Genomic DNA, 23,987 nt, shown 5'->3' on the forward strand with positions numbered 1-23,987 from the left:
AAATCAGTTGCTGGGCGGTACGTAACCTTGCACCTGATCCGCACCTTCCCCGAAGAAATACTTTTCCACCTGTTCCATCAGGTATTTCCGCGCTTTGGCATCGGCCAGATTCAGGCGATTTTCGTTCACCAGCATGGTCTGCTGACGCAACCAGCCTGCCCATGCCTCCTTGGACACATTGGCATACAGCCGCTGTCCCATTTCACCCGGCAATGGCGGGAAATCCAGACCTTCGGCTTCACGCCCCAGTTTGATGCAATTAACCATTCTAGCCATGTTTCATCACTCCAATTGTTGAATTAAATATTGACGATGGTTTGGTCTTCACCTTCACCACGTGTACGAATTGTGCCGATACGATGCACGGTCTCGCCGGCTGTCGTCAGTTGCTGCATCGCGGCGGCAGCATGTTCCGCGGCAACGATGACCACCATGCCGATACCGCAGTTGAATGTGCGGTGCATTTCCGCATCGGCGACGCCGCCTTGCTGTTGCAGCCAGCGGAAGATGGCGGGCATTTCCCAGCTGTTGGCGTCAATCTCGGCGGTCAGGTTTTCTGCAAGGATGCGCGGCACATTGCCGGTCAGGCCGCCGCCGGTGATGTGCGCCATGCCCTTGACTGGCATGCTCGCCATCAGCGCCAGCAACGGTTTGACGTAAATGCGGGTCGGAGTCATCAGCACATCGGCCATTTTGCGGCCATGGAAATCGGCGTTCACATCGACGCCGCTGACTTCGATGATCTTGCGGATCAGCGAATAGCCGTTGGAATGCGGGCCGCTGGAAGCCAGACCCAATACCACGTCGCCGGGGAAAATGGTGCTGCCATCGATAATCGCATCGCGTTCCACCACGCCGACCGCGAATCCGGCCAGGTCGTACTCGCCTGGCGGATACATGCCCGGCATTTCCGCGGTCTCGCCGCCGATCAGCGCGCAGCCGGCCTGTTCGCAACCGAGCGCGATGCCCTTGATGACCTGCTCGGCGACATCGACATCGAGCTTGCCGCAGGCAAAGTAATCCAGAAAGAACAGGGACTCGGCGCCTTGCACCAGTATGTCGTTGACGCTCATGCCGACCAGGTCGATACCCACGGTGTCATGCTTGCCGAGCATGAACGCGAGCTTGAGCTTGGTGCCGACGCCATCGGTACCGGAAACCAGTACCGGATTCCTGTATTTGGCAGGCAAGCCCATCAATGCGCCAAAGCCGCCGATACCACCCATCACTTCCGGACGCATGGTGCGCTTTGCCCACGGCTTGATACGGTCAACTAGGGCGTCGCCCGCGTCAATGTCTACGCCGGCATCACGATAGGAAAGAGAGGGTTTGATTGGGCTGGTCACGATAAGCTCATTTCGATTAAGTAATTTGTGGTATTTTACCGCAAATGAACACATCACGATTAAACACTGAATGGATTTGGGCAATTATTGCCGTCGTCGCCTTTATCGGCATGCTGTATCTGCTTGCACCGATATTGACGCCGTTCCTTATTGCGGGGATTCTGGCGTATATTTGCGACCCCTTGGCTGATCGGCTGGAACGCCTGAAATTCTCGCGTACGCTGGCCACGTTGGTGGTGCTAATGGGCGTCTCACTGATCTTTTTATTTCTGGCGCTGCTGTTATTGCCTGTGGTACAGAATGAAACCGCGCATTTCATCGGGCGCCTGCCTGATTATCTGATCTGGATACAAACCCGGCTGGCGCCGATGTTGCATGACAATCTGGGTTTAACCTTGCCTGGCGTGGCAGATCTGCAAAATATGGCTAAAAATCATATGCAGGGTGTTGGCAATGCGGCCGGGGCATTATTACCCACCCTCAAAAGCGGCACGCTCACAGCACTGAACATCCTCGTCAATGCATTACTGATCCCGGTTGCGCTCTTTTACATGCTGCGCGACTGGGATAGCTTCATGCTCAAACTCGGTGAGCTGGTACCGCGCCGCTGGCACGAACAAACACTGAGCATTGCGCGCGAAATCGACAGCATCCTCGCTCAATTTTTACGCGGCCAAATACTGGTCATGCTGATCATGGCGGCTTTTTATGCCACCGCATTGTGGGCCGTCGGTCTGGAATATGCGCTGCCGATAGGCATGCTGGCAGGGCTGCTGATCTTCATACCTTACGTCGGTGCGACGCTTGGTCTGGGACTGGCCTCGCTGGCCGGTCTGGTGCAGTTTAATGATATTGCCGACCTGATCCCCGTATGGGTCGTGTTCGGTGCCGGACAGGCGATAGAAAGCATGGGCATCACCCCCTGGCTGGTCGGTGAGCGCATCGGCCTGCATCCGCTGGCCGTCATCTTCGCGCTGATGGCATTCGGCCAGATTTTCGGTTTCTTCGGCATCCTGCTCGCGCTCCCGATTTCGGCAGCATTATGGGTAGGCTTGCGTCATGTCAAACTCACCTATCAACGCAGTAACCTATACCGGCATCCAAAGGTATAATACTGATTTTAATTAAAAGAAACCCGCAAATGACTGCCGCGCTCCTCGAATCCCACATCCCATCGTTGCAACTCCTGTCGCGCGGCAAAGTCCGCGACCTTTATGCCGTGGACGATCAGCGCCTGCTTATCGTCGCGACCGACCGTCTGTCGGCGTTCGACGTCGTGCTGCCGACCCCGATCCCCGGCAAGGGTGTGGTACTGACCGAGATTTCGCATTTCTGGTTCAGGCAATTGGCGGATGTGATCCCGAATCATCTTACCGGCGACACGCCCGAATCGGTGGTGCAGGCCAACGAGCGCGATCAGGTCAGCGGGCGCGCAATGGTGGTCAAGCGTCTCAAGCCGTTACCGGTAGAAGCCATCGTGCGCGGCTATCTGGTCGGCTCGGGCTGGAAGGAATACCAGAGCAGCGGCAGCGTATGCGGCATCCCGCTGCCTGCCGGTCTGGCGCAGGCGGCACAGCTGCCGCAGCCCTTGTTTACGCCGTCGACCAAGGCGGAAGTCGGCGCGCATGACGAAAACATCGATTTCGCTCGCGCCGAGGAACTGCTGGGTGCTGACATCGCCGCGCAAGTGCGCGACGCCAGCCTTGCGCTTTATACCCGGGCTGCCGCCTACGCTCTCACGCGCGGCATCATCATCGCCGACACCAAGTTCGAATTCGGCCTGGACGACACCGGCAAGCTGTATGTGATCGACGAAGTGCTGACCCCCGACTCATCCCGTTTCTGGCCCGCCGACGAATACAAAACCGGCAGCAATCCGGCCAGCTTCGACAAGCAGTTCGTGCGCGACTGGCTGGAAAGTTCAGGCTGGAACAAACAGCCGCCGGCACCTGAATTGCCGGCCGGGATCGCAATAAAGACCGGCGAAAAATACCGTGAGGCGGTTGCGCGGCTGATGGGCTAACTACTGCCAAAGCGGCACTGGAAGCCTGAACGCCATTCGGGCTTCCATTTTCATCTCATTCCGCCGCCAGCCCCAGCTCCTGAATCTTTCGGGTCAGGGTATTGCGCCCCAGTCCCAGCAGATTCGCTGCCTCGATACGGCGTCCGCCGGTGTGCTTGAGCGCGATGTTGATCAGGGTCTTTTCAAAATCCTGAGTCAGGCCTTCGATAATCCCCACTTCGCCGCGATTCAATGCCGCATCCGCCGTATGGGCCAGGGCCTGCAACCAGTCGCCGCTGACCTGTTCAGAGGGGCTGGCATTCAGTATCTCGGGCGGCAGGTCGGACACATCCACATTGTTGCCCGGCGCCATCACGGTGAGCCAATGGCAGACATTCTCCAGCTGGCGCACGTTGCCGCTCCAGGCAAACTGGCTCAGATGCCTGATCGCTGCTTCGGACAGCTTCTTGGCTTCGACCCCCTGTTCCTGTGCGCTCTTCTGCAGAAAATGCTTTGCCAGCAGCGGAATGTCTTCGCTGCGTTCGCGCAGTGCAGGCAGGCGCAAGCGGATCACATTCAGCCGGTGATACAAGTCTTCACGGAACAGACCCTCCTTCACCCGCGTTTCCAGATCCTGATGCGTCGCTGCGATGACGCGCACATTGACCTTGATCGGCTGATGTCCGCCGACACGGTAAAACTGGCCGTCTGCCAGCACGCGGAGCAGGCGCGTCTGTAATTCGGCCGGCATGTCGCCTATTTCATCCAGAAACAGCGTACCGCCGTCAGCCTGTTCGAAGCGCCCGCGGCGCTGCACCGCCGCGCCGGTAAAAGCGCCGCGCTCGTGGCCGAACAATTCGGATTCCAGCAGATCCTTGGGGATCGCTGCGGTATTCAATGCGATAAACGGCTTGCTGGCGCGCGGACTGTGGCGATGCAATGCCGAGGCGACCAGTTCCTTGCCGGTACCGGATTCGCCGGTAATCAGTACCGTGGTGTGCGATTGCGACAGGCGGCCGATGGCGCGGAAAACTTCCTGCATCGCCGGGGCCTGCCCCAGTATCTCGGGTACGCCTTCCACCTGCACTGCGGCAGCAGCCTCATCCACCCGCATGCTTTCATCAACGGCACGACGGATCAGCTCGATGGCGTGATCGACGTCAAACGGCTTGGGCAGATATTCGAATGCACCGCCCTGAAATGCCGCTACAGCGGATTCCAGATCGGAATAGGCCGTCATGATGATCACCGGCAATTTGGGAAAACGCGCCTTTAACTGCTGCAGCAGATCCAGCCCGGAACCACCCGGCATGTGGATATCGCTGACCACCACTTGCGGCATGCCGTGTTCCAGCGCCGCTTCGACTTCCGGCACGGAAGTAAAGCTGACGAAGTCTATGCCCTCGCGCTGCAAGGCCTTCTCAAATACCCATCGAATGGAGCGGTCGTCATCAATAATCCAAACTGGTTTCATCATGATATTTCCGTCATGTATATGCAGGAAGCTGGCCTAACGGCAGCAATAAGGTAAAACAGGTACGCCCCGGCTGGCTTTCCACTTCTATGGTGCCATGGTGCTGATGCACGAAGGTCTGGGCCAGCGTCAATCCTAGTCCGCTGCCACCTTCGCGCGCAGAGACCAGCGGGAAGAAAATACGGTCGCGCACCGATTCGGGAATGCCGGGACCATTATCGATAATCTGGATTTGAGCCGCTAACGGGTAGCGCTTCATCGCCAGGGTCACCTGCCGCGCGATCCGTGTGCGCAAACATATTTCACCCTGCCCATGCAATGCCTGCACCGCATTGCGCACAATGTTGAGAACCACCTGAATCAGCTGTTCACGGTCCCCCACAATATCGGGAATGCTGGTGTCGTAGTCACGGCGGATAATCAGGCCTTTCGGCGTTTCAGCCAGCGTGACGCTGCGCACCCGCTCCAGCACTTCATGAATGTTCAGCGCATTGATCTGTGGCAGGCGATGCGGCGTCAGCAGTCTGTCCATCAACGACTGCAGGCGGTCGGATTCCTGAATGATGACCTGGGTATATTCACGGGTCTCGGTAGATAATTCATGCTCGAGCAATTGCGCTGCGCCGCGAATACCGCCCAGCGGATTCTTGATTTCGTGCGCCAGATTGCGCACCAGCTCACGATTAGCCTGTTGTTGCAACAGCATATGCTCGTCGCGCGCGATTTTCAATTGCTGATCCATCGCGTGAAATTCGAGCATGAATGCCGCAGCAGAACCTTCAACCGGCGTAAAGGTGGCGCTCACCTGTAACGCGATGTCGCCAACCTGGACATGCAATTCATGCTCGGTGAAACTGGCGTTATGCGCGACCGCGTAATCCAGCGCAGCATTAAGCTGGGCTGGCTGGCGGAAAATCTCGTTGAGCGGCAAGCCTTTGACTTGCACTGCGCTCAACCCCAGCAAATTCTCCGCGGCCGGGTTGATATAACTCACGCAGCGATGCTCATCCAGTGCCATCACGGCTGTCGCCAACCACTCCAAGCCTGCGAAATAAGGATTCATCTGTTCCATGCCATGCACTACGAGGGATAAAATGAAACGATGCACCGAAATAGGACGTTACTATCGTTTAATATACAATTCAATTCATAGTAAGCAAATAGTAAGCCAGATACGCTAGCTGATGTTATTTGACGCTGCTTAGTTCTTTCCTGAGCGCATTAATATTGTCCCGGTGCAATTTGATGTTGCTATCCAGCCTCTCGGTGCGCGTTATGTAGCCTGGACTGGTGGCCTTTTCACCGGGGCGCAGCACTTCGCCATCCTTCTTTGCCGTCACGGCATCTGACAAGGCCTGTTCTTCGACATGCAGTTCGTCTTCCAGCACATTGCGCCGCACGTTATCCCGCTTGCGCTGAATATCACTATTCACACGCGGGAAATTAAGTGGCGTCGTACTCACAGATTCGTTTTTGCGCGCTGGATTACCGTTATTCGCATTACGCGTTATCGGTGTAGCTACCGGCCCAAGATCCAGGCGTTTGGCGCCTTTGACCGGCCGATCGGTATAAGTCACCTGGCCTGAGGCATCAATGTGTTTATAAATATCGGCATGTGCAGGCACGGCCAAGCATAAACCCAATACCAAAATCGATAATTTCATTTGTGAACCATATCAGAATGATAGCCCGAGTTTAGGGCAAGCCCAATGGGGTTGCAAGCCCATAAAAAAAGGGGCGGAAATCCGCCCCTTTCAGTTCGCTGTTGAATCTTACAGCGAGTAATACATTTCAAACTCAACCGGATGGGTGGTCATCCGGAAGCGGGTGACTTCTTCCATCTTCAGTTCGATATAAGCATCGATCATTTCGTTGGAGAACACACCGCCGCGGGTCAAAAACTCGCGGTCTGCATCCAGAGCCTCGAGCGCCATTTCCAGAGAGTGGCAAACTTTAGGAATCTTTGCTTCTTCTTCAGGCGGCAAATCATACAGATTCTTGTCCGCGGCATCGCCAGGATGAATCTTGTTCTGGATACCGTCCAGACCAGCCATCATCAAGGCGGTGAAAGCCAGGTATGGGTTAGCGGAAGGATCCGGGAAACGCACTTCGATACGACGGCCTTTTTCGCTGGCAACGTGCGGAATACGAATCGATGCGGAACGGTTTTTAGCCGAGTAAGCCAACATCACTGGCGCTTCAAAGCCTGGCACCAGTCGCTTGTAGGAGTTGGTGCCCGGATTGGTGATCGCATTCAGCGCCTTGGCGTGCTTGATGATGCCGCCGATGTAATACAGCGCTGTTTCGGACAGGCCGGCATAACCATTGCCTGCAAACAGGTTTTTGCCATCTTTCCAGATCGACTGATGCACGTGCATGCCGGAACCGTTATCGCCAACAATAGGCTTGGGCATGAAGGTCGCGGTCTTGCCATAAGCATGAGCGACATTGTGCACCACGTATTTCAAAGTCTGGGTCCAGTCAGCACGCTTGACCAGGGTGCTGAACAAGGTACCGATTTCACATTGACCAGCGGTTGCCACTTCATGGTGATGCACTTCAACTGGCACACCCATGTCTTCCAGCGCCAGGCACATTGCCGAACGGATGTCATGCAGGCTATCGACGGGAGGAACCGGGAAATAGCCGCCTTTTACACCGGGACGATGACCCATGTTGCCGCCTTCGTATTTCTCATCCGAGCTCCAGGCTGCTTCTTCGGAATTGATTTTGACCGAAGTACCGGACATGTCGGTTTTCCAGCTTACGGAATCAAACACGAAGAATTCTGGTTCAGGACCAAAATAGGCGGTATCACCGATACCGGTGGATTTAAGGTAAGCTTCGCCGCGTTTGGCGATGGAGCGCGGGTCGCGATCATAACCTTTCATATCGGAAGGCTCGATTACGTCGCAAGTCAGAATCAGAGTGGACTCATCCATGAACGGATCCATGCGGGCGCTTTCAGCATCCGGCATCAGGATCATGTCTGAAGCCTGAATGCCCTTCCAGCCAGCGATGGAAGAACCATCAAAAGCATGGCCATCGGTAAATTTGTCATTGGTGAACTGCTTAACAGGCACAGTCACATGCTGTTCCTTACCGCGGGTATCGGTAAAACGAAAATCAACGAATTTGACATCGTTGTCTTTAACCATTTGCATTACGTCGGCGACCGCCATCAAGTTCTCCTAACTAAAAAGTACGTGCAGAATTAAATCAAAATTATATTATTCGCCTAATCAAGCATGATATATGCCAGGATCAAGCTTAACCCGGGTATTCATATATTTCATGATTATGCTTGTTTAAGTTGCCACGTGTAAAGGGTATCCATCAATAAACCTATTTGGTGCATAATTTTAATATACGCACCAAAATGGTGCTTATATTAAAATAATGCACCAATATTGTGCATAATCTGTCTGTGGCTACCAAAGTTATAAACACCATCTATACTAAATTGACCACCCGGATTAAAACGGAGCGACAAAATGCCTACTCTTAATAATATTTTGCATACGGCTCAAGAGCGAGCAGATGCAGCCAATCTGCCCTATGCCGGCGCGCTCACTCCAACTGAAGCCTATTATCTTAGCCAGCATGCTCCGGGAGCGATATTGGTTGATGTGCGCAGCCAGGCCGAACGCGATCTGGTCGGCACGATTGAACAGGCTGTCACGGTAGAATGGCAGACCTATCCGGGCTGGCAACCCAATCCCTATTTCATTACGCAACTCAAGGCGGCCGTCGACCCGGAAGCGCTGGTTATGTTTTTCTGCCGGAGCGGCAACCGCTCCAGCCAGGCTGCAGTAGCCGCCTACAGAGCAGGCTATAGCGAAGCCTATAATGTGCTGGAAGGCTTGGAAGGCGATAAAAACGATCTCGGACAGCGCGGACATAAAAACGGCTGGAAATTTGCAGGTTTGCCCTGGCAGCAGAAATAAAGGCATAGCCCGGTTTTTGCAGTAGAATTCCATTTTTTAGCATGAACATGACTTCCTGTGACTGACCGCTATGCAGTAATCGGCAATCCCATTGCCCACTCCAAATCGCCGTTCATACATACTGCGTTTGCCCAACAAACCGCACAAGATATCACCTACGAGCGCCTGCTCGCGCCGCTGGACGGCTTCGCCGTCACCTTGCAGCAATTTCAGGATGCAGGCGGATGCGGCGTCAATATCACCGTCCCGTTTAAAGAAGAAGCCTGGCAACTCGCCGACAAATTCACTGCACGGGCGCGGCTTGCGCGCGCAGCCAACACATTGATGTTTACCGAATACGGCATCCTCGCTGACAATACCGACGGCGCGGGCCTGGTCACTGACATCCGGCAAAATCTGGGCTATGCATTGGCTCATCGGCGCATTCTGGTAATGGGCGCGGGTGGGGCCGCTCGCGGCGTCATCGCGCCGCTGCTGGCTGAACTGCCTGCATTTGTGGTAATAGCCAACCGCACCGTCAGCCGGGCAATTGAACTCCAGCGACAATTTTCGCCTTATGGCGTGGTAGAAGCCTGCGATTACGATGCATTGAAGAACATGCAATTCGATTGCGTCATCAACGCCACTTCGGCCAGCCTGTCTGGCGAGCTGGCGCCCCTGCCAGCCGATGTGTTCGCTTCCGGCAGCCTTGCCTACGACATGATGTACGGCACCGAACCCACTCTCTTCCTGCGTTTTGCCGCTGCTCATGGCGCCGGCCGCTGTGCCGACGGCCTCGGCATGCTCGTCGAACAGGCCGCCGTGGCTTTCGAGCTGTGGCGCGGTATACGCCCCGACACCCGCTCCGTCATTGCCGAATTGCGCTCATTATGATTTTAAAATTAATACGCCGCGGGGTTTTCGCCCTGCTGGCCGTTATTGTGCTCTATCAATTCTGGCTGTTCGTCCATGTCTGGTGGTGGGTAGATCACAATCCGGCAAACAGCGCATTCATGGACGAGCGCCTGAATATCCTCCAGCAAAAAAATCCGGATGCGCAACTGCGCTTCAAGTGGGTGCCTTATAACCGGATTTCCGGCAATCTCAAACGCGCGCTGATTGCCGCCGAAGATGCCAAATTTTTAAGCCATGACGGCTTCGACTGGGAAGGCATGCAAAGTGCCGCCGAGAAAAACCTGAAAAAGGGCAAGATCGTCGCCGGCGGGTCGACCATAAGCCAGCAACTGGCGAAAAACCTGTTCCTGTCCGGACAACGCACACCGTGGCGCAAGGGGGAAGAAGCCATCATCACGATCATGCTCGAGCAAATGATGAGCAAGCGCCGCATCCTGGAAATCTACATGAACGTGATTGAGTGGGGCAACGGCGTATTCGGCGCGCAGGCCGCATCGTACTATTATTATCGCACCTCGCCCGCCAACCTGTCCGCCAGCCAGGCTGCCAAACTCGCGGCCATGGTGCCCAACCCGCGCTATTACGACACTCACCGCAATGCGCGCGGCTTGCTGCATCGCGCCGCAATCATACAGGCGCGCATGAATCAGGTTACCGCACCGAGATGAAAATCCTTGACCCCACTTCCTTTTTGGAGTTTAATAGCGGGCTTCGTGGCTGGGTAGCTCAGTTGGTAGAGCAGCGGATTGAAAATCCGCGTGTCACAGGTTCGATTCCCGTCCCAGCCACCAAATAAACCAGGCTTTCAGCGATGAAAGCCTTTTTTATTGCCTGCCGTTAACGGCCTAACAGTATCAGACCCCATACCACGCATACATTCAGCAACGACACCAGCACGGCGGCGCTACCCATATCCTTGGCACGCTTGATGAGATGATGATGCTCGAACGAAATACGGTCAACCGCAGCTTCCACCGCAGAGTTAAGCAGCTCCACGATCAATACCAGCAGCACCGACGCGATCATCAATGCCCGCCCAACCGCACTCGGCTCCAGAAAAATTGCCAGCGGAATCAAAATCACCGCCAGCAGCATCTCCTGGCGAAACGCATCCTCATGGCGCAAGGCCGCTTTCATGCCATCTATCGAATAGAATAAAGCGTTAAGCACCCGCTTGGGGCCGGTTTTACCTTTGAACGGAGATTCTTGCACAGTGAACTACCTCAAAAATTTGAGCATAGCCGAGGCCGGCCCGGTTTGAATAGCCATTACAGATGAAGTTTTTGCGTCAGATTGATGACAATACGACAAAAATACGGTGCGAACCTAAGGCGGGTGGTGGTGATGGGCGGAATCGAACCGCCGACCTATGGGTTATGAATCCATCGCTCTAACCGTCTGAGCTACATCACCAACATGATACGAAGCCCGGTATTATCCTGGTTAAGCATACGAACTGTCAAGATAACAATTATCGTCCCGCCAACAATATTGAGCCAACACCTTGCGCAGACAGATATTTTACTGGATAATAATGTCCTTTCTGCGTACACGCCGCAGCACCTTAGGAAAAAATCATGAAAACTGATATTCACCCAAAATATGAAGACATCAATGTCACTTGCAGCTGTGGCAATAAATTTGTCACCCGCTCAACCATGATCAAAGATCTGCACGTTGAAGTTTGCTCGGAATGCCACCCATTCTATACCGGCAAGCAGAAGATCGTTGATACCGCTGGTCGCGTTGAGAAATTCCGTCAGAAATACGGCATGAAATAATATTTCATCCGAATTGAGACAGCGAAAAGGCAGCCATGGCTGCCTTTTTTATTTTTTGGAGTAAAATCGGCTGTCACGTTTTAATTATACTAGGCGCTTCGTGTCCAATTTATTCGCAATTCGTCCCTATCGCTTCGTTCCCAGCCTGCTGACAGTGGTGCTGTGTCTGGCCTGGCTGCTGCCGGGCCTCATCGGGCATGAACCATGGAAAGGCGATGAAGCGGAAACCATGGGATTGATACACAGCGTATTATCCGGCGCACCGACTGCAATCCCTACCTTGGCCGGCGAACCCTGGCTGGGGCACCGCCATTATACAGCCTGATCGGGGCAGCATTTGCCGAGATGTTTTCTACCTGGCTGCCTGCGCACGATGGCGCACGCCTGGCTGGCGGCTTCTTTATCCTGATCACATTATTTTTTACCGGTTTTGCCGGGCGCGAATTATACGGCAGCGAGCATGGTCGTTTGACGGCGCTTGTGCTCATAGGCAGCGTCGGATTATGGGTGCGCGCGCATGAGTCCATTCCGCAGACAGCATTATTAGCTGGCGTAGCCATGGTAGGTTATGGTGCCGCCCTAGCGGTGCGGCGCGCTTATGTCGGCGGTGCGCTCGCCGGTACCGGACTCGGCATCAGCTTCATGAGCATAGGTGTCGCCGAAACGCTCGCATTGGGCATGACCTTGCTTGCGTTACCGATATTCAGCCCCTCCTGGCGACAAAGAAGCACGCTTAAAGCTGCGGCCATGACTGTGCTGTTTGCCGCGCCCTGGCTGCTGATCTGGCCGCTGGCGTTATATCAGTCGGCCCCGGGCTTGCTGGCCGATTGGTGGCACAGCCAGATACAGGCGCGTTTCGTATTCTGGTCAACACCCCCGGGCATGGGCACGCTGTATTACTTCAAATTCTTGCCCTGGTTCGCGTGGCCGGCATGGCCGCTGGCATTATGGACCGTATGGCGCGCACGACGCGGACAGCTGACCTCGCCCGGCATCGTATTGCCGATGGCAATGTGGCTGAGCCTGACTGCCGTGTTAAGTTTCACTACCGAATCCAGTCCCGACCAGGGCTTGCCACTATTGCTCCCGCTTGCCTGGCTGGCTGCGGGTAGTACCTACACCCTGCGCCGGGGAGCTGCCAACGCGCTGTACTGGTTTGCGATCATGACCTTCGCCGTAGTCGCAGCGACGGCATGGGTGTACTGGAGCGCGCTGGATCTGGGCATACCGACGAAACTAGCGCATCATCTGGACGATATCCAGCCTGGTTATCAAGGTGAATTTCATCCTTTCATGGTCAGCATGGCGGTATTGTATTGTGTGGGCTGGGCGCTATTGGTGCTGCGCCTGCAGCGCTCGCCGCAACGCCCGCTGATTGTATGGGCGGCCGGCATGACGCTGGCGTGGGGGCTGGCAGCCAGCCTGTTCGAGCGCCCCATGGACGAACGCATGAGTTACGAGGCCGTGATGAAATCGATGCGACCACATTTGCCGGCAACCGCCTGCATTGCCAGTCGCGGCGTATCGGATGGCGCGCGGGCGATGCTCGATTACTATCTGGGCGTACAGACTCTGCGTGAGGAAAACACGACCGCCACCACTTGCCCCTTCCTGCTGGTGGAAGACCATAGCGAAACCGCCACTTTGCCCAAGCTGCACGGCTGGCGCATCAAATGGAGCGGCAATCGCCCCGGCAACCGTACGGAACGCTATATCCTGTACCGCCGGCTAAAGCATGGTTAGCGGCGTCATTCTGGCTGGTGGCGAATCGCGCCGTATGGGCGGGCTCGACAAAGGCCTGCTCATGTTCGACGGCCAGCCGCTAATACAACACGTGATCCAGCGTATTGCCTCGCAAGTGAATGAATTGCTCATTAACGCCAATCGGCATCCGGCCGCTTATGCCGCATTCGGCTATCCGGTCGTGCGCGATGACGGCACCGATTTTCTGGGGCCGTTAGCGGGCATGCTGGCCGGATTAAAAGCAGCGCAGCATGAATGGGTGCTCACCGTACCGTGCGACACTCCATTCCTGCCCGCGGATCTTGTCAGCCGGCTGTCTCTGGCAGCGACTGCCGAGGTCGACATAGTAGTCGCCAGCGCAGCACGGATACACGCAACCGTCATGCTGTGCCGCCGCAGTCTGGCGCCGAATCTGGCCAACGCGCTGGCTCAGGATGAACGCAAAGTACAGCACTGGCAGGCATTGCAACGACGTGCATTCGTTGAATTTGCCGACGAATCGGCCTTTGCCAATCTCAACACGCCGCAACAACTGGCAGGAGCAGGACACGATGGACAGCACCCCGACTGAGCACAAACTCAAAATCGAAGGCATGACCTGCGCCTCGTGCGTAGCCCGTCTGGAAAAGGCGCTGCATAAGGTCGAAGGCGTCAAGGACGCCAGCGTCAATCTGGCGACCGAGTTTGCTACCCTGCACACCCGTCCCGAAGTCAAGGTCGAAACGCTGATCAATGCGGTAAAATTGGCCGGGTTCGATGTCGCGCAGCAACCGATCGATGTCGGCATCGAAGGCATGACCTGCGCCTCATGCGTGACGCGGGTGGAAAAAGCCCTGAGCAAAGTACCGGGGGTGAGTGCAGTCTCGGTGAATCTGGCCACGGAGCACGCTCATATCGAAACCGCATCTCCTGTCAGCATCGGCGACCTGCAAAAAGCGGTCGCTGCAGCCGGATATACCCTGACTCCGTTAACCGACATACCCGCCTCCGCAACAAACAAGCCAAAACGGCCGGACTGGCTGCCAGTCGCCCTCGCGACTGCATTCAGTTTGCCGTTGGCGATACCCATGCTAACGATGCTATTCGGTCTGGATATCAGCCTGCCCGGTTGGCTGCAATGGCTGCTGGCAACACCGGTGCAATTCTGGCTGGGGGCGCGTTTTTATCGTGCCGGCTGGAGCGCCGTAAAAGCGGGCACAGGGAATATGGACCTGCTGGTCGCACTGGGGACTTCCGCCGCCTACGGCCTGTCCCTGTATTTGCTGGTACATGGTAATACCCATCATTTGTATTTTGAAGCATCCACCGCCGTCATCACCCTGATATTGCTTGGCAAATGGCTGGAAACTCGCGCCAAACGCGAAACCACTGCCGCCATTCGCGCACTCGGCGCGCTGCGGCCTGATGTCGCCAGAATCAGGCGCAATGGTGAAGACAGCGAAGTAGCACTGGCGGAAGTCCGCATCGGTGATATCGTGATCGTGCGTCCGGGGGAGCGGATCGCCGTCGATGGCAGCGTGCGCGAAGGGCAAAGTCAGGTCGACGAATCCATGCTTACCGGAGAAAGCGTACCAGTGCACAAAACCGTCGGCGACCGCGTCATCGGTGGTGCGGTCAATTACGACGGCCTGCTCGTCGTCGAAACCACAGCCATCGGCAGCGAAACCATGCTCGCCCGCATCATCCATCTGGTGGAAAGCGCCCAGGCCGCCAAAGCCCCGATCCAGCACCTGGTGGACAAGGTCAGCGCGGTGTTCGTGCCCGTGGTGCTGGTCATTGCATTGATAACCTTATTGGGATGGGGGCTGGGGGCGGCGACTGGCAAGTCGCCATCCTCAATGCGGTCGCAGTGCTGGTGATCGCCTGTCCGTGCGCGCTCGGCCTTGCTACGCCCACCGCGATCATGGCGGGTACCGGCGTCGCCGCGCGCTTCGGCATACTGATCAAGGATGCCGAAGCGCTGGAAATCGCCCACAGCGTCAATTGCGTCGCCTTCGACAAGACCGGCACGCTTACCGCCGGCCATCCCGTTCTCCTTGCCAGCGTACCGCAACAAATATCCGAAGCAGCATTATTGCAGCTCGCCGCCGGCGTGCAGCAAGGCAGCGAGCACCCGCTGGCGCGCGCCGTGATGCAGGCCGCGACAGCACGAAACATTGCGCCTGCCGCCGTCAGCAACATCCAGGCCCGGCCCGGACTGGGTATCTCGGCACAGCAGGAAAATACGACCCTGTATCTGGGTAATAACGCCCTAATGCAAAGCCTGACGGTGTCTACGGCAGCGCTGTTACCCGCAGCCACGCCGTTTATGCAGCAGGGCCGCACCATCTCCTGGCTGGCTCAGGAGCAAAACGGCCGGCATGAGTTGCTCGGCATGCTGGTGTTCGGCGACGATATCAAACCCGCTGCGGCTGCCGCAATCGCCCAGTTGCGTAATCAGGGCGTGCGCACGGTGATGCTCACCGGCGACAATCCGACCAGTGCTGCCGCAGTGGCCGGAACACTCGGCATAGACGAGTATTACGCCGAAATCCTGCCCGCCGACAAAACCGCCAAGGTGCTCGAACTCAAACAGAACGGCGCGATCGTCGCCATGGTCGGCGACGGTATCAACGATGCGCCGGCACTGGCGGCGGCAGATGTCGGCATCGCCATGGCCACCGGCACCGATGTCGCGATGCATGCCGCCGGCGTCACGCTGATGCGCGGCGACCCGATGCTGGTTGCCGATGCCATCAGCATCTCGCGCCGCACCTATAACAAGATACGCCAGAACCTGTTCTGGGCGTTTATCTATAACCTCATCGGTATCCCGCTCGCCGCCGCTGGTTTGCTCAATCCGGTGATAGCAGGCGCTGCGATGGCGTTCAGCAGCGTGAGCGTCGTCAGCAATGCACTGCTGCTGAAACGTTGGCGTCCCAAACAAGCGGCCGATTGACTGCGGCGTTATGCCGCACGGCAACTGCGCAATGTTTGGGTAAAATTTCGCCACTTTCATAAAGAGGCGATACCATGACGGCAACACGTTTACTGATAGCAGCGACTTTACTGATTCCTGCGCAGGTACTGGCCTGCTCCAGCTGCGGCTGCACCCTGAGCCCGGTCTGGGAGAATCAGGGTATGTCCACGCAAGCGGGATTGCGAATGGATCTGCGCTACGATTACGTCAACCAGGATCAGCTGCGCCACGGCAGCGGCGTTGCCAGCAGTGCGGATATCGCCACTGCGCTGGCTAACGGCACAGCAGGGGAAACCGAGCAATACACTGAAAACCATTATTACACCCTGGGGGCCGATTACATGCTCAATCGCTACTGGGGAGTCAATCTCCAGCTGCCTTACATCGACCGCGACCACAGCACTCTCGGTGCCGGCGATACCGACGCCAGCTCTTCGCATACTCAAAGTCCGGGCGACATCAAGCTGATCGGGCGTTACCAGGGATTTTTCCCCGATGCCAAAACCGGCATGATGCTGGGATTGAAACTGGCTATAGGCAAACAGGATTACAATTTCAGCAGCGGGCCGATGGCGGGCATGCCGCTGGATCGCAGCCTGCAGCCGGGCAGCGGCAGCACCGACCTGATCGTGGGCGCCTATCATTTCGATACGCTCACGCCCGTAGTGGACTGGTTCGCACAAGGCCTGTACCAGAGTGCGATGAGCACGCAAAACGGCTATCGGCCCGGCGATGCGCTGAACCTGAATTTGGGCGTGCGCTATACGGCTTTCGGCAATATCATGCCGCAGCTGCAAATTAACGCGCAAACGCGCAACAGCGACAGCGGCATCAATGCCGACCCCACCAATACCGGCGGCAAGCTGGTTTATCTTAGTCCCGGCGTCACCGCCATCATCAGCGACAATGTAAAGATCTACAGCTTTATTCAGTTGCCGGTGTATCAATACGTAGAAGGCCTGCAACTGGCTCCGCGCTGGAATGCATCGTTCGGTATCAACTTCGGGTTATGACAAAAAACGGGCAGCGCATGAACTTCCACACGCTACCCGGTCGCTCCAGCGGGGCTTCAGATTTTCTGTTTACGGTCTACCAGCAAGATCAATCCCGGCAACATGAAGGCCTCGGTCAAAGCGGCAAAGGTAATGGTGATCGCGGTGACGAGTCCGGTATCGGAATTCATCGCGAAATGCGATGAAGCCAGCACCAGGAAGCCGCATACCAGCGTCAGCGTCGAAATCCACGTGGGTATGCCCGCCATGTCGAAGGCGTAGCGCAATGCATCTTCCGGAGTCTGACCCATCTCGCGCCGTGCGGTCAGGTATTTGCTGAGGAAGTGCATGGTGTCGTCGACCACGATGCCCAGCGAAATGATGCCGACCATGGCCACGCCCATATTGATCTGACCCACCGCCATACCCCACACGCCATAAGCGAGCAAGGCGGGGGTGATATTGGGGATCATGCTGACTATGCCCAATTTCAGCGAACGGATGGCAAGCATGATCAGTACCGAAATCTGCAATATCTGCACCACTTCGCCTTCCAGCATGCTCTTGCCATTCTCCTGCCCGACATGGGCGAACATCAGGCCCGCACCGGTACCGCCGCTGGATTTGATAATGCCATTACCATGCGTCTTGAGCCAGGCATTGGCGCGATCTTCCAGGGCGATCATCTGCGTCGAATGCACGGCATGCAGCGTAGCGGTAAGCTTGGTCGCCGATTTGTCGATGTTGATCTGGTTGGTGAGATCCAGACCGTAAGGCAGCGACAGTTCGTACATCAGCAGATACTGCGCCGCCAGATCGCGCGATTCCGGTAGTTTGTACTGCGCCGGGTCATCCGCATGCATGTTCTTGTTCAGCCGTTTCATGATATCGGTGAACGTATTGACGTGCAGCACTTCCGGCTGCTGGCGCAGCCAGTTGGAGAACTCGTCGGTCTTCTGCAGAAATGCGGGTTCGTTGATGCCGCCGGGCTTGCTCGCTTCGATGGAGAAATCCATCAGATACACGCCAGTGAGATGCTGCAATGTGAAATCGGTGGCCTGGCGGAATTCGGTGGTCTGATCGAAATACTCGTGGAACGAGTCGTCGAACTTGTTATGCGTCACAAACGAGCCTGCCACTGCGGTAAACAGCAGGCTGCCAAACAGCATTTTGTAACGGTGGTTGAGGAAAAACGTCTGATAGCGTTCCATCAGCTTGAATTTGCTTTCTTCCTGGGAATGCACCTTGCCGCCCGGCAATATCAGCATCAGCGCCGGCACCAGTCCCACCGTAATGAAAAACGCCACCATGATGCCGAAAGCCACGACATTGCCCAGCGTCTGAAACGGCGGCACATCCGACATGTTCATGGTCAGATAACCCAGTGCGGAAGTGACATTGGTAAATAGCATCGGTGCGAAATTGGACTGGATGCTCTCCTTCATCGCCTCCACCCGCGGCACGCCGTGGCGCACATTGTGACCATAATGCGACAGCATGTGTACGCCATCGGCAATCGCCATGATCAGGATGGTCAGCGGCGCGGTGGCGACGGGTGCGGACAGAATCACGTCAGTCCAGCCCGCCGCGCCCATCGCGGCGGCAATCGACAGCACGATGCTGAGGAAAATCAGGCCGGTGGCCTGGAAACTGCGCAACGACAGCAACAACAGCAACGCCAGTATCCCCATCATGTAAGGCACCAGATGTTTCATGTCGTTGCGGGTCGCTTCGAGGAAAGCGTAATTCATCATCACCACGCCGGTCATGTATACCTTCATGCCCGGATGCCTGGCTTCGAATTTGGCTTTCAGCGCATTCGCAAATTTGACCGCTGTCTGTATTTCCCTGACCTTGTTTTTACCCGGCATTTGCAACGTGATGTTAATGCCGGTCACTTCGCCATTTTCCGCAATCAGGCGCTTGGCCAGCAACGGGTCATGTACCGCAATATTACGGATTCTGGCCAGATCGGCATCACTAAGCGTTTGCGGATGCCTGACCAGATCATCCACGTGCAGAGTATCGCCGTCAGCCACCGAATTCTGATAGTTGCTGATCGAATCGACGCGTATCGAATACGGGGTTTGCCAGGCCGCATCGGTCAGCTCGATCAGCGCTGCCAGATTATTGCGGGTAAAGACGTTTTTATCCTTGGGCGCCAGCGTCAGCAGTATGTTGTCGCTTTTGGTATATGTTTTCTGCATAGACTCAAAGGCTTGCAACTGGGGATTGTCCGGCTTGAAGAAAATCCGGTAATCGCCGCTCATGGTAAGGCGATGTGCGCCCAATGCGGCCGCGATAATCAGTGCCAGCGTCAGCAGGGTGATCAGCCATTTATGGGTCACGACCCAATTGGCGTAATGGCGCGTAAAAGCATTCACCCTGCTTGTCTCCCCTGGATAACAATTCCGAATAAGTTATTGGCATTATCAGGGCATACAAATCACCCCATTTTAATTTACGGCTTCTGTCTTACAGTACCACCCGGGGGCTGACGGAATGCTGACGCCGGGATTGTCGTCCGCCCTTCACTTGCCTTCAACAAACATCGCCTGTCGCGCCGCCTGACTGATCGCCAATACCGCAGGATGCGTCAAACGACGCTCAGTCGAAATCGCATAAAACTGCTCGATCACAGCATTGGTTGTTCCCAGCAACACACTGCCGGTTTGCTGTTGCAACAGCTTTACAATCGCGGTCGGCACCGGATACATGCCCACACCCTCCTGACCGAAAGCGTTGAGCAAAGCACTGTCGTCAAATTCGCCGACTATATTGGGGCGAATATGCAGGCTGTCCAGCCAGCGCATCAGTTTCGGGCGTACGGCAGCATCTTCGCCCGGCAACAGCAACGGCGCATCCGCCAACACCCCTGGGAAATCGGTCGACTTGAAACTCGCCGCCAGCTCCGCACTGGCAAGAAAACTGATACCGCATTCCCCCAGAAGATGGCTGAAACCGCGCACATTGAGATTATTCGGCATGGCGCGATCGGCAATGACCAGATCCAGCTTGTGCACCGCGAGGTCGCCCAGCAGTGCCGCCAGCCGGCCTTCCCGGCACAGCATCTTGGGCTGTTCCGCCATGTGGATGGCGGGTTCCAGCAACTGATAGGCCATGGTTTTCGGCACCACATCGGCAATCCCCACCTTGAACTGCAACACGCGGCGCCCTGGATGCTGGCGTAGCGCATCCTGCATTTCCTCGCCAAGCACAAAAATTGCTTCTGCATAACCCAACGCCAGGCGTCCGGTATCTGTCAGTTCCAGTTTGCGGCCACTTTTGCGGAATAGCTGTACACCCAGTGATTCCTCCAGCAAGCCTAACTGGGCACTGATGGATTGCGGCGTCAGATGCAGCTGGTCAGCAGCTTTGCCGACCCCGCCGGCTTTGGCAACTACCCAGAAATAGTGCAAGTGCTTGTAATTTATCTGGCTCATGATAGTTAACTTTTTACGAACAATTATTCAATTATATTCGATTATTAATTCACAAGACATGCCTGTAAAATGGTATGTATCAAAACTCTCTCTTTAAAGGAGCAAGCATTATGGGTAAGCGGGTATTTTTATTTCTGTTGACCAACCTCGGTATCATTCTGGTGCTATCGGTAATGGCACAGGTGCTTGGGCTGAATCGCTATCTGGACGCGAACGGCCTGCATCTGGGCAGCCTGCTCGGTTTTGCCGCATTGATGGGCATGGGTGGCGCCTTCATCTCGCTCGCCATTTCCAAATGGAGCGCGCTGCGCATGGTCGGCGGTCAGGTCATCACCTCACCGCAGAATACTACTGAGGCCTGGCTGCTGGCAACGGTACAGCTGTACGCCAAGGAAGCGGGTATCGGCATGCCGCAAGTGGCGATTTATGACGCGCCCGATGTCAACGCCTTCGCCACCGGCATGAATCGCAACAAAGCGCTGGTTGCGGTCTCCACCGGGCTGTTGCAGCGCCTGAGCCGCGAAGAAGCCGAAGCCGTCATCGGCCATGAAATCGCCCACGTTGCCAATGGCGACATGGTAACCCTGGCGCTGATCCAGGGTGTAGTGAACACCTTCGTGATTTTTCTGGCACGCATCATCGGCTACGCGGTCGACAAGCTCATCTTTAAAAACGAGAACGAGCAGGGCACGGCCTATTTCGTAACCTATTTCATCGCCGAAATGGTGCTCGGCGTGCTCGCCTCCATCATCGTCATGTGGTTCTCCCGCCAGCGCGAGTTCCGTGCCGACGCCGGCGGCGCCAAGCTGGCCGGCCGCCACAACATGATTGCCGCGCTGGAAGCCCTGCGTCGCGCACATGAGCCGGTCGCTTTGCCGGAGAAAATGGCCGCCTTCGGTATTGCCGGCGGCAATGGCGTATCCGGATTGCGCCGTCTGTTCATGACCCACCCGCCATTGGAGGAACGCATACATGCATTACGCCAGGGATAAAATCCATACACTCGCAGCTTTGGCATTCGCTGCGCTACTGCCGCTCAATGCGGTTGCCGCGGAAACACCATCGTATAGCGTGGAGCAGCTGATTGCGCTGGGCATGGCCAACAATCAGACCATACAGGCCGCCGAATCGGGCGTTGCAGCGGCACAATCCGGCGTGGTCAGCGCACGCGCTTATCCCAATCCGGAACTGGAAACCACAGTAGGCCGCGTCCGTGCACGTCAGCCTGGGGCCATTGAAGGCAGCGCATTGACAGTGGGCCTGATACAGCGCCTGGATCTGCCCAATGTGCGTAACGCGCGCGAACGCGTCGCGCAATCCGGCGTCGCCCTGGCGAACAGCGAAAAAACCATAGTCGCCAGCGAAGTGCGCGCGCGCATCAAGCTCGCGTATTTCAGCGTGCTGCGGCGTCAGGAAGAATTCAAGGCAGCGCAGGAAAACAACGAACTGATCCAGCAGATTTTCAATCGCGTCAAAGTCAGGGTAAGCAGCGGCGAGGCACCGCGTTACGAGCTGATCAAGGCGGAAACCGAGCTGCTCAACGTGCAGCGTGCGCTGCAGGCCGCCGTATTGCGCGTTACCCAGGCCAAAGCCGCACTCAGCCGTGAAGTAGGCGGGGCATTGCCCGCCCAATTCGATGTTGCCGATTACAGCGTGCAGCGCCTGGTGCTCGCCGGCGTGGATCTGAAAGCTGCGATTGCCAAAAACAATCCTTATCTGGCCCTGTCACAAGCTGAACTGGAACGTGCCCAGCAGCAACTGGCGCTGGAACGCAGCTTGCGCACTCCTGAAGTCAGCGTGCGTGCCGACTGGGATCGCGAGCCGGATATCAATGCCGCCCGCATCGGGGTACAGGTCAGTCTGCCGTTATGGAATCGGCGCCAAGGTCCCATCGGCGTCGCAGCTGCGCAACTGGCGCAAGCGCGCAACAAATATGACGCGCTGGATTATAACCTCAAGCAGACGCTGATCACTGCACTGAACGAATACGAAATCGCCACCACCCAGGTCTCCGCGCTGGAAGAAGGCGTGATGCGTCAGGCTGAGGCCGCGCTGAAAGTCGCCGAAGCCGCTTATCGCTTCGGTGAGCGCGGCATCCTCGATTATCTGGACGCACAACGCGTATTCCGCACCACGCGTAACGACCTGATTGCCGCCCGCTTCGAACAAGGCGCCGCGCTGGTCGAACTGGAACGTTATACCGCATTGAATTTAGAGGGAGCAACACCATGAATACGTCATCATCCCTGGCCAGCATTTGCGCGCTGAGCCTGCTCGCCCTCAGCCTGAGCGGCTGTAGCGACGACAAAAAGCCTGCCGCCAGCGCGGTACCGGCAGCCACAGCGGTGGTCACCGACCCGACGCTGGTCACGCCACCGCCGGCAGTGGTCGCGCGCATTACCGTGAAAGCGCTTGCCAGCTATCCCATCGCGGATGTGCTGCGTGTCGCCGGGCAAGTGGATTTTGACGAACAGCGCATCGCCAGAATCGGCTCTACCGTCACCGGGCGCGTAGTCGAAGTGCGTCAGCATCTGGGTAATACCGTCAAGGCCGGCGATGTACTCGCAGTACTGAACAGCGCGGAACTCGGTCAGGCGCAACTGGCTTACCTCAAGGCGCGCTCGCAGGCCGCGCTGGAACAGCGCAATGTCGAGCGCGCGAAACTGCTATTAACTGCCGACGTGATCGGCACCGCTGAATTGCAGCGCCGTGAGAACGCACTGGAGATGGCGCAAGCGGAACATCGAGCGGCTGCCGACCAGTTAAAGGTATTGGGCATGAGTGAAGCCGGCTTGAAGCGCATCGCCCAAACCGGCAATATCGATTCGCTGAAGCCGCTCACCGCAACCACTGCCGGTATCGTGGTCGAACGCAGCGTCACGCAAGGGCAGGTCGTCACCCCGTCCGATCCGATGTTCACCATCGCCGATCTGTCGCATTTATGGGTCGTGGCTGAAGTGCCCGAGCAGCAAGCCGCAGGCGCCCGCATCGGCCAGGATGTCGCGATCGAAATCCCCGCATTAAACGGCGAACAGGTCGGCGGCCGTCTGGTCTATATCAGCGATACGGTCAATCCGCAGACGCGCACCGTTCTCGTGCGCACCTCCGTCGAAAACAAACAGCGCCGCCTCAAACCGGCCATGCTCGCCACCATGCTGATTGCCACCGAAGCCGTGCCGCGGCTGGCGCTGCCCGCAACGGCAGTCGTGCGTGAAAACAACCAGGATTACGTGTTCGTGCAGACCAAACCCGGCCAGTTCAAACTGACTGAAGTGCGGCTGGCACCGGAAGTCGGCGGCTTGCGCCCGGTATTGTCCGGGGTCAGGCTGGGCGACTCGGTGGTGATAGACGGCGCATTCCATCTCAATAACGAGCGCAATCGTCAAGCCCTCGAGGGAGCATAGCC

At 56.6% G+C, this 23,987-nt stretch carries 22 protein-coding genes, 2 tRNA genes and 1 pseudogene; 15 read left to right on the forward strand and 10 right to left on the reverse strand.

The features are described from left to right. Positions 1-3: 3 nt before the first annotated feature. On the reverse strand, positions 4-276 hold the full coding sequence (locus tag CAP31_RS00270) for an oxidative damage protection protein (protein WP_087445696.1): 273 nt from the start codon (positions 274-276) through the stop codon (positions 4-6). A gap of 23 nt (positions 277-299) precedes the next feature. Further along, the gene (purM, locus tag CAP31_RS00275; protein ID WP_223247444.1) at positions 300-1,349 is read right to left on the reverse strand and encodes a phosphoribosylformylglycinamidine cyclo-ligase; all 1,050 of its coding nucleotides are present in this window, start codon (positions 1,347-1,349) and stop codon (positions 300-302) included. Positions 1,350-1,390: 41 nt separating this feature from the next. Here purM and CAP31_RS00280 point away from each other — a divergent pair, with 41 nt between their 5' ends. After that, a complete protein-coding gene (locus CAP31_RS00280) occupies positions 1,391-2,458 on the forward strand; it encodes an AI-2E family transporter (RefSeq protein ID WP_087445698.1) in 1,068 nt (355 codons plus the stop codon). Positions 2,459-2,487: 29 nt separating this feature from the next. After that, positions 2,488-3,369, forward strand: a complete 882-nt coding sequence (locus CAP31_RS00285; RefSeq protein ID WP_087445699.1) for a phosphoribosylaminoimidazolesuccinocarboxamide synthase — start codon at positions 2,488-2,490, stop codon at positions 3,367-3,369. Between the two features lie 55 nt (positions 3,370-3,424). Here the strand turns inward: CAP31_RS00285 and ntrC are convergent, their stop codons facing one another. The 4 genes from ntrC to glnA all read right to left on the reverse strand — a co-directional run bounded on the left by ntrC (position 3,425) and on the right by glnA (position 8,004). Continuing rightward, positions 3,425-4,822, reverse strand: coding sequence for a nitrogen regulation protein NR(I) (ntrC, locus tag CAP31_RS00290; protein ID WP_087448186.1), 1,398 nt, complete (start codon positions 4,820-4,822; stop codon positions 3,425-3,427). Between the two features lie 13 nt (positions 4,823-4,835). Next, entirely contained in the window at positions 4,836-5,894 is a 1,059-nt protein-coding gene (glnL, locus tag CAP31_RS00295; RefSeq protein ID WP_087445700.1) for a nitrogen regulation protein NR(II), read from the reverse strand. Positions 5,895-6,009: 115 nt separating this feature from the next. Next, entirely contained in the window at positions 6,010-6,486 is a 477-nt protein-coding gene (locus CAP31_RS00300; protein WP_087445701.1) for a DUF4124 domain-containing protein, read from the reverse strand. Between the two features lie 108 nt (positions 6,487-6,594). Then, positions 6,595-8,004 carry a glutamate--ammonia ligase gene (gene glnA / locus CAP31_RS00305; protein ID WP_087445702.1) on the reverse strand — a complete coding sequence of 470 codons (1,410 nt, stop codon included), beginning with the start codon at positions 8,002-8,004 and terminating at the stop codon, positions 6,595-6,597. Between the two features lie 312 nt (positions 8,005-8,316). Here glnA and CAP31_RS00310 point away from each other — a divergent pair, with 312 nt between their 5' ends. The 4 genes from CAP31_RS00310 to CAP31_RS00325 all read left to right on the forward strand — a co-directional run bounded on the left by CAP31_RS00310 (position 8,317) and on the right by CAP31_RS00325 (position 10,454). Further along, positions 8,317-8,769, forward strand: coding sequence for a rhodanese-like domain-containing protein (locus tag CAP31_RS00310; RefSeq protein WP_087445703.1), 453 nt, complete (start codon positions 8,317-8,319; stop codon positions 8,767-8,769). A gap of 57 nt (positions 8,770-8,826) precedes the next feature. After that, entirely contained in the window at positions 8,827-9,642 is an 816-nt protein-coding gene (gene aroE / locus CAP31_RS00315) for a shikimate dehydrogenase (protein WP_087445704.1), read from the forward strand. Next, on the forward strand, positions 9,639-10,331 hold the full coding sequence (gene mtgA, locus CAP31_RS00320; protein WP_087445705.1) for a monofunctional biosynthetic peptidoglycan transglycosylase: 693 nt from the start codon (positions 9,639-9,641) through the stop codon (positions 10,329-10,331). The genes aroE and mtgA overlap by 4 nt, the downstream gene beginning before the upstream one ends. A gap of 47 nt (positions 10,332-10,378) precedes the next feature. Beyond that, positions 10,379-10,454 (forward strand) — tRNA-Phe (locus tag CAP31_RS00325). A gap of 46 nt (positions 10,455-10,500) precedes the next feature. On the opposite strand, the gene CAP31_RS00330 is transcribed toward CAP31_RS00325, so the two are convergent. Further along, a complete protein-coding gene (locus CAP31_RS00330) occupies positions 10,501-10,875 on the reverse strand; it encodes a diacylglycerol kinase (RefSeq protein ID WP_223247308.1) in 375 nt (124 codons plus the stop codon). Between the two features lie 124 nt (positions 10,876-10,999). Next, a tRNA-Met gene (locus tag CAP31_RS00335) sits at positions 11,000-11,076 on the reverse strand. A gap of 164 nt (positions 11,077-11,240) precedes the next feature. Between CAP31_RS00335 and rpmE the strand changes: the two genes are divergently transcribed. The 6 genes and pseudogenes from rpmE (at position 11,241) to CAP31_RS00365 (ending at position 17,159) form a co-directional block, all read left to right on the forward strand. Further along, positions 11,241-11,444, forward strand: coding sequence for a 50S ribosomal protein L31 (gene rpmE / locus CAP31_RS00340; protein ID WP_087445706.1), 204 nt, complete (start codon positions 11,241-11,243; stop codon positions 11,442-11,444). Positions 11,445-11,544: 100 nt separating this feature from the next. Then, positions 11,545-11,769 carry a hypothetical protein gene (locus CAP31_RS00345; RefSeq protein ID WP_087445707.1) on the forward strand — a complete coding sequence of 75 codons (225 nt, stop codon included), beginning with the start codon at positions 11,545-11,547 and terminating at the stop codon, positions 11,767-11,769. 20 nt (positions 11,770-11,789) lie between these two features. Then, the gene (locus tag CAP31_RS00350; protein WP_087445708.1) at positions 11,790-13,187 is read left to right on the forward strand and encodes a glycosyltransferase family 39 protein; all 1,398 of its coding nucleotides are present in this window, start codon (positions 11,790-11,792) and stop codon (positions 13,185-13,187) included. Next, the gene (gene mobA, locus CAP31_RS00355) at positions 13,180-13,758 is read left to right on the forward strand and encodes a molybdenum cofactor guanylyltransferase MobA (protein ID WP_087445709.1); all 579 of its coding nucleotides are present in this window, start codon (positions 13,180-13,182) and stop codon (positions 13,756-13,758) included. The genes CAP31_RS00350 and mobA overlap by 8 nt, the downstream gene beginning before the upstream one ends. A gap of 22 nt (positions 13,759-13,780) precedes the next feature. After that, a pseudogene (locus CAP31_RS00360) lies at positions 13,781-16,125 on the forward strand (heavy metal translocating P-type ATPase). Positions 16,126-16,199: 74 nt separating this feature from the next. Continuing rightward, positions 16,200-17,159, forward strand: a complete 960-nt coding sequence (locus tag CAP31_RS00365) for a TonB-dependent receptor (RefSeq protein ID WP_087445710.1) — start codon at positions 16,200-16,202, stop codon at positions 17,157-17,159. Between the two features lie 56 nt (positions 17,160-17,215). Here CAP31_RS00365 and CAP31_RS00370 read toward each other — a convergent pair whose 3' ends face one another. Together CAP31_RS00370 and nhaR are read right to left on the reverse strand one after the other, a co-directional pair. Beyond that, positions 17,216-19,522 (reverse strand): RND family transporter, encoded by a 2,307-nt coding sequence (locus CAP31_RS00370; protein ID WP_087445711.1) that lies wholly within the window; start codon positions 19,520-19,522, stop codon positions 17,216-17,218. A 147-nt stretch (positions 19,523-19,669) separates the two neighbouring features. Continuing rightward, positions 19,670-20,581, reverse strand: a complete 912-nt coding sequence (gene nhaR / locus CAP31_RS00375; protein ID WP_087445712.1) for a transcriptional activator NhaR — start codon at positions 20,579-20,581, stop codon at positions 19,670-19,672. A gap of 110 nt (positions 20,582-20,691) precedes the next feature. On the opposite strand from nhaR, the gene htpX reads away from it, so the two are divergent. Genes htpX through CAP31_RS00390 form a run of 3 tightly spaced genes read left to right on the forward strand, consistent with a single transcriptional unit; the run spans position 20,692 to position 23,985 of the window. Further along, positions 20,692-21,573 (forward strand): protease HtpX, encoded by an 882-nt coding sequence (htpX, locus tag CAP31_RS00380; RefSeq protein WP_087445713.1) that lies wholly within the window; start codon positions 20,692-20,694, stop codon positions 21,571-21,573. After that, entirely contained in the window at positions 21,554-22,813 is a 1,260-nt protein-coding gene (locus tag CAP31_RS00385; RefSeq protein ID WP_087445714.1) for a TolC family protein, read from the forward strand. Before htpX ends, CAP31_RS00385 begins: the two co-directional genes overlap by 20 nt. Continuing rightward, entirely contained in the window at positions 22,810-23,985 is a 1,176-nt protein-coding gene (locus CAP31_RS00390; RefSeq protein ID WP_087445715.1) for an efflux RND transporter periplasmic adaptor subunit, read from the forward strand. Before CAP31_RS00385 ends, CAP31_RS00390 begins: the two co-directional genes overlap by 4 nt. The last annotated feature ends 2 nt before the right edge of the window (positions 23,986-23,987 follow it).

Source organism: Sulfuriferula sp. AH1 (assembly GCF_002162035.1).
Taxonomy (GTDB): Bacteria; Pseudomonadota; Gammaproteobacteria; order Burkholderiales; family Sulfuriferulaceae; genus Sulfuriferula.

Coding starts and splice junctions, on each gene's coding strand:
- CAP31_RS00280 (WP_087445698.1), top strand. CDS start 1,391: ATGAACACATCACGATTAAACACTGAATGGATTTGGGCAATTATTGCC.
- CAP31_RS00385 (WP_087445714.1), top strand. CDS start 21,554: ATGCATTACGCCAGGGATAAAATCCATACACTCGCAGCTTTGGCATTC.
- rpmE (WP_087445706.1), top strand. CDS start 11,241: ATGAAAACTGATATTCACCCAAAATATGAAGACATCAATGTCACTTGC.
- CAP31_RS00390 (WP_087445715.1), top strand. CDS start 22,810: ATGAATACGTCATCATCCCTGGCCAGCATTTGCGCGCTGAGCCTGCTC.
- ntrC (WP_087448186.1), bottom strand. CDS start 4,822: ATGAAACCAGTTTGGATTATTGATGACGACCGCTCCATTCGATGGGTA.
- CAP31_RS00350 (WP_087445708.1), top strand. CDS start 11,790: ATGTTTTCTACCTGGCTGCCTGCGCACGATGGCGCACGCCTGGCTGGC.
- CAP31_RS00365 (WP_087445710.1), top strand. CDS start 16,200: ATGACGGCAACACGTTTACTGATAGCAGCGACTTTACTGATTCCTGCG.
- nhaR (WP_087445712.1), bottom strand. CDS start 20,581: ATGAGCCAGATAAATTACAAGCACTTGCACTATTTCTGGGTAGTTGCC.
- glnA (WP_087445702.1), bottom strand. CDS start 8,004: ATGGCGGTCGCCGACGTAATGCAAATGGTTAAAGACAACGATGTCAAA.
- CAP31_RS00310 (WP_087445703.1), top strand. CDS start 8,317: ATGCCTACTCTTAATAATATTTTGCATACGGCTCAAGAGCGAGCAGAT.
- CAP31_RS00300 (WP_087445701.1), bottom strand. CDS start 6,486: ATGAAATTATCGATTTTGGTATTGGGTTTATGCTTGGCCGTGCCTGCA.
- CAP31_RS00270 (WP_087445696.1), bottom strand. CDS start 276: ATGGCTAGAATGGTTAATTGCATCAAACTGGGGCGTGAAGCCGAAGGT.
- htpX (WP_087445713.1), top strand. CDS start 20,692: ATGGGTAAGCGGGTATTTTTATTTCTGTTGACCAACCTCGGTATCATT.
- mobA (WP_087445709.1), top strand. CDS start 13,180: ATGGTTAGCGGCGTCATTCTGGCTGGTGGCGAATCGCGCCGTATGGGC.
- mtgA (WP_087445705.1), top strand. CDS start 9,639: ATGATTTTAAAATTAATACGCCGCGGGGTTTTCGCCCTGCTGGCCGTT.
- glnL (WP_087445700.1), bottom strand. CDS start 5,894: ATGGAACAGATGAATCCTTATTTCGCAGGCTTGGAGTGGTTGGCGACA.
- CAP31_RS00285 (WP_087445699.1), top strand. CDS start 2,488: ATGACTGCCGCGCTCCTCGAATCCCACATCCCATCGTTGCAACTCCTG.